This window comes from Paenibacillus xylanilyticus (assembly GCF_013359935.1).
Taxonomy (GTDB): domain Bacteria; phylum Bacillota; class Bacilli; order Paenibacillales; family Paenibacillaceae; genus Paenibacillus; species Paenibacillus xylanilyticus.
This window is the reverse complement of the sequence record NZ_JABMCB010000163.1, coordinates 1-4184: the sequence shown is the minus strand read 5'-3', so window position 1 is coordinate 4184 and position 4184 is coordinate 1. Positions and strand designations below refer to the sequence as shown.

The window sequence follows — 4184 nt, the reverse complement described above, 5'->3', positions numbered from 1 at the left end:
GGGACAGTTTTCTTCAAATTCTTCATCAGTTCTATAAGCTTTTATTTTGAGGCACCTCCTTTCTGTCGGAGCATTATTCGACAAGTTTGGGGGTGTTTCCTTTTGCCTGAAAGGAGGTGAGACATTGAAGGCGACACATCAAGTAGTGATAACTGCTGATATTTCCCGGCCAGTCGAAGAGATTGCCGAAATCATTTCTTTGTTTCTTGGGATGGTGCCAGCAGAGAAAAAAAGAGAGATTTTGCAGGATGTAGACCAGTTGGTAGGCGAGGCTCTAGCGGGATTGGAAGCTGATACAAATACAGATAAATAGAGAGAAAGTGGGGGAATAGACTTTGGAAGAAAGGGTGAGTGATGTGCCTGATGAGAATTCCAAGTTGCTTACGGATATCCAAATTCAACTTGCTCGTATAGAGAAGACATTGGAAGTTGTTCCAACTTTGGCAACGGCTTTAGAATCGGTCCGGGAAATTGCCCGTAGCGCTGATCAATCAACCAAGTCAGCGCATCACAGGTTGGACATGCTGCATACAGCAAAGGATATCGCAGAAGATGCACTACGCAAAGCCGAGGCAGCTCTTGCTACTCAGCGATTACAAGCAGATGACCAAAAGTGGTTTAAACGTACATTTTACGGAGTTATCATTGCAGCCGCAGCTTCAGGTATTGTGGCAGCCGTGTGGGCAGCTATTAAGTTAGGGGGAGTGTAATTATGACAAAGAAATGGTGGCAAGCAGCAGGCATTCGGGCGATTAAAACAGGAGCGCAGGTTGCTATTGGTGTAATTGGTGCAACTACTGTATTTTCAGCAGTGGACTGGCGTGTAGTGGGCGGGACAGTCGTATTATCCGTGATTACCAGCCTACTCACAAGTTTGGCGGGATTACCAGAAGTAAGCAAAGGAGATGGCACAGATGCAAGCGCGTAATCAGTTGAATGCACAAGGGATTGACGTATCCCATCATAACGGGAATATCGACTTTAAAAAGGTGGCTGCAGACGGGATCTCGTTTGTATTCATCAAAGCCACACAGGGAAAATCTTTTCGTTCTTCTAAATTCCTTCAGTTCGTGAAGGATGCCAAGGCAGCTGGCTTGCTGATCGGTGCTTACCATTACGTAGATGATTCTGCGGGGAGTGTCGAAGCGGCCAAAGCTGAGGCGGCCAACTTCTATAATGCCATTCAAGCAGCTGGTGGAATAGACGTATTTGACCTTCCGCCTGTGATGGATTATGAGTCAAACAAAAACGGATACAGCAAAGCAACCGTTACCGCTGTAGCTAAGGCGTTTCTTGAAGAGGTTCACAGGCTCACAGGTGTTAAACCATTGGTGTACACCTACCCGGCCTTTATCGGTAATTTCAGCGGCTTGAATAGCTATCCATTGTGGATTGCGCGGTATAGCAATCAAACGCCTGTTGATGCTTCTGGATGGACTCGGTGGGACTTCTGGCAATACAGTGACGGAGCGGCAGGCGGTTATTTGCCGCGAGGAAATCGGAAAGTTGATGGGATTAGCGGCGCGGTAGATCTGAATGAGTTTGACGGAACGCTGGCCCAGCTGAAGGCTAAATATGGTAAAACCGTGAAGGAGGAAATGCCAGTGTCACAGGAAAGAGATATTAATGTGCCAAGCAAGTGGGCTGAAGCGTCTTGGAAGGAAGCGCAGGCTAATGGGTACTTTGATGGGACACGTCCAGGTGCGCCGATTACGAGGGAAGAAACAGCAATAGTAATTAACCGATTACGGCGCAATTTTCTGGCACTTATTTCCGGAGTAGACGTGGACGTTAAGGACTTGGATGATCGGCTCAAAAAGATTGAAGCGATGTCGAATTAAATCCCAAGCGCTTGGGATTTACAAAATATGAAAAATAAAATATAATGAAAAGAATCCGAAAGAATCGGTGAAAAGGGCACTGCTGGCAATTGCTGGCAGTGCCCTTTTTTTGTAGCTAAGCCTCTATAAATATAATAAACCTATTGACCAAAGTAAACAGATATGGTATATTATTATCAGGAGGTGAGAAGAAGAATGAAGAAAAAAAAGAGAAAGAAAAAGGAACTCCCAGTAGACAAGCTGGTCACGCTTCTCACGGCCATTGTCAGCTTGCTTACTGCAGTAGTCAACCTCATCATAGTCCTTCGCAAATAGCTAGGACTTGAGGCAAGCACGGTCGGTTAATCCCAAAGGCCGACCGTGTGAGTTCCTTCTCTTTCTCTCCCTTATTATAGCATGACAAGAAGGGAGCATGTATAATCATGAGTATGTCAAAAATAACTAAAGTGACTTTGATCATTAGTCTGCTTTCCCTTGGTCTAAGTGTCGCTACAATTATAATATTGCTTATGAGGTGATTTGATGGAACGGGATGAACTGATTCGTATCATAAATGAAAACGTGCTGACATCAGCTGAGGCAGTGGAGATGCTTGGAGGTTCGAAACAAAACCTTTCATCTTTGGTGAAGCGTGAAAAGCTGGTGCCAATTAAGGAATCCGGGTCAGTTCGTCTCTTTCTCAAATCGGATGTAGAAGAGCGTAAGCGAGAGGCGGAGCAGCTGCGTGAAAAGTACAGACCATATGAATAGTTATAGTCCGTCAGGGTTTATCCTTGGCGGATTATTTTTTTATTGATTAATCGGACCTATTCCCTATATACTTACATGTATGAAACATATGTTCTTATTACCTGACGAACAGCTTAGGAGGTTTACAACATGGAAAGGTTAAGTCGTAGACAAGAAGAAGCATTTCAGGCAATTAAAGAATATTTTCGGGATAACGGGTACCCTCCTACGAGTAGGGAACTCGGTGATATGATGGGAATTGCTTCTTCATCAACCGCGCATGGATATTTGGAGAGACTTGAAAAAAAGGGTTACATAAAACGGACTAGTAGTACACCGAGAGGAATTAAAATATTGAAAGAGGTTGATTATTTTGGCGAGTAAATTGAGCGGTAATGGACTTTTTGAAAGTTCTAGGTTGATTCTCCCAGAACACAGGGAAGCAATACTTAAACACAAGAAGGAACAGGAACGTCGTGGAAAGCCGGTTATGGATGAACAGGCTATTGAAGAAATGATGCAGATATTGATGGAGTCATATAATCAAAAGACTGAGGTCCAATTAGTGGTTTTTAACCCGTTTGAGGATGAGGTGATTAGCGGGATCATTGGAGCCTTTAATGCTGGTAGAGTTAAACTCTATATGAACGATGAAGATTACACTTGGATTAATATGGCTGAGATTACTTCAGCTTCGTTATAGCGTTTGCTGCCTCGGCTTCTATTGCTGAGGCATTTTTTTGAATGGAATGTGTGTTCTTATTTTCGCTAGACATATCATGATTATATCTTAAACGACCTGTTAAATGATATTTAACTATGTAATATTTTTCCTAATGGAATATCGACATAATACGACACCACATGTCATAGGAAAAAGGTATTATTTACATATCCAAGTTTTAGAACAATTTGTTCTAAAAGGGCCGGGGGAGTGCGGTAACACCGCCTCATGTACGCTTAACTTCAAACTCATATAGATCTTCCCATTTACAACCCAGTAAAAGCACAGCGGTATACATATCTTCAGGCAGCATTACTCGTTTACTGTTACAAAAATGGGATATCATTCGCTGAGACCTTCCAGAACGATTGGCATACTCAGTCTGAGACCAGCCTCTAGCGGTTATGAGTTCAAGAAGCCTACATCTCCCTCGGGAGATTTCCACTTATTGACCTCCAGTAGCCTTTTAATGCCAAGATTATATCATTGAAAAGCACTGTGGGTAAACTTGTCAGTAAAGGGCGTGCAGCATGCGAACACACCAAATCGATATTAACCAGACGATAAGTCACGACGCAGCAAAAAACCTTGCGCAGATTTTAATTTCTGCACAAGGGTTAAAAAAACCTATCAAAGTAAAAGTAGTTTCGCCAACCCTAGAACACTCAATTTTGCTTGAGTAAACTAGGGGGCGAGCTGGGGACAAATTGGGGACAGACTGTAGTCCAAGCTGTAGAAATCAGTCCAAATCAGTCCAATAAGCAAGTGTCTTGAATCCTTGATATGACTGCATTTTATCCTTACGTTCCATTCTATATCACTCAAAGCATGTGTCTTAAAATCCTGCGGTAGGTGACTACCGTACCGGTTCGATCCCGGTCCTCGGCATC

At 43.3% G+C, this 4184-nt stretch carries 7 protein-coding genes; all 7 read left to right on the top strand.

From position 1 onward, the window contains the following. Positions 1–124 precede the first annotated feature (124 nt). The 7 genes from HP552_RS07120 to HP552_RS07090 all read left to right on the top strand — a co-directional run bounded on the left by HP552_RS07120 (position 125) and on the right by HP552_RS07090 (position 3273). Positions 125–313: a hypothetical protein gene (locus tag HP552_RS07120; protein WP_175394872.1), complete on the top strand. Its 189-nt coding sequence runs from the start codon at positions 125–127 to the stop codon at positions 311–313. 22 nt (positions 314–335) lie between these two features. After that, positions 336–710: a hypothetical protein gene (locus HP552_RS07115; RefSeq protein WP_175394871.1), complete on the top strand. Its 375-nt coding sequence runs from the start codon at positions 336–338 to the stop codon at positions 708–710. A gap of 2 nt (positions 711–712) precedes the next feature. Next, complete coding sequence (locus HP552_RS07110; protein ID WP_175394870.1) at positions 713–928, top strand: holin; 216 nt, start codon at positions 713–715, stop codon at positions 926–928. Continuing rightward, a complete protein-coding gene (locus tag HP552_RS07105) occupies positions 915–1841 on the top strand; it encodes a glycoside hydrolase family 25 protein (protein ID WP_217506349.1) in 927 nt (308 codons plus the stop codon). Before HP552_RS07110 ends, HP552_RS07105 begins: the two co-directional genes overlap by 14 nt. Before the next feature lie 522 nt (positions 1842–2363). Then, complete coding sequence (locus HP552_RS07100) at positions 2364–2591, top strand: helix-turn-helix domain-containing protein (RefSeq protein ID WP_175394869.1); 228 nt, start codon at positions 2364–2366, stop codon at positions 2589–2591. Between the two features lie 129 nt (positions 2592–2720). Beyond that, positions 2721–2954 (top strand): LexA family protein, encoded by a 234-nt coding sequence (locus HP552_RS07095; RefSeq protein WP_175394868.1) that lies wholly within the window; start codon positions 2721–2723, stop codon positions 2952–2954. Further along, positions 2944–3273 (top strand): YolD-like family protein, encoded by a 330-nt coding sequence (locus HP552_RS07090; protein ID WP_175394867.1) that lies wholly within the window; start codon positions 2944–2946, stop codon positions 3271–3273. Before HP552_RS07095 ends, HP552_RS07090 begins: the two co-directional genes overlap by 11 nt. Positions 3274–4184 lie beyond the last annotated feature (911 nt).

Bases quoted from the DNA above. Each gene is read 5' to 3' on its own strand.
- HP552_RS07110 (WP_175394870.1), top strand. From the start codon at position 713: ATGACAAAGAAATGGTGGCAAGCAGCAGGCATTCGGGCGATTAAAACA.
- HP552_RS07105 (WP_217506349.1), top strand. From the start codon at position 915: ATGCAAGCGCGTAATCAGTTGAATGCACAAGGGATTGACGTATCCCAT.
- HP552_RS07100 (WP_175394869.1), top strand. From the start codon at position 2,364: ATGGAACGGGATGAACTGATTCGTATCATAAATGAAAACGTGCTGACA.
- HP552_RS07095 (WP_175394868.1), top strand. From the start codon at position 2,721: ATGGAAAGGTTAAGTCGTAGACAAGAAGAAGCATTTCAGGCAATTAAA.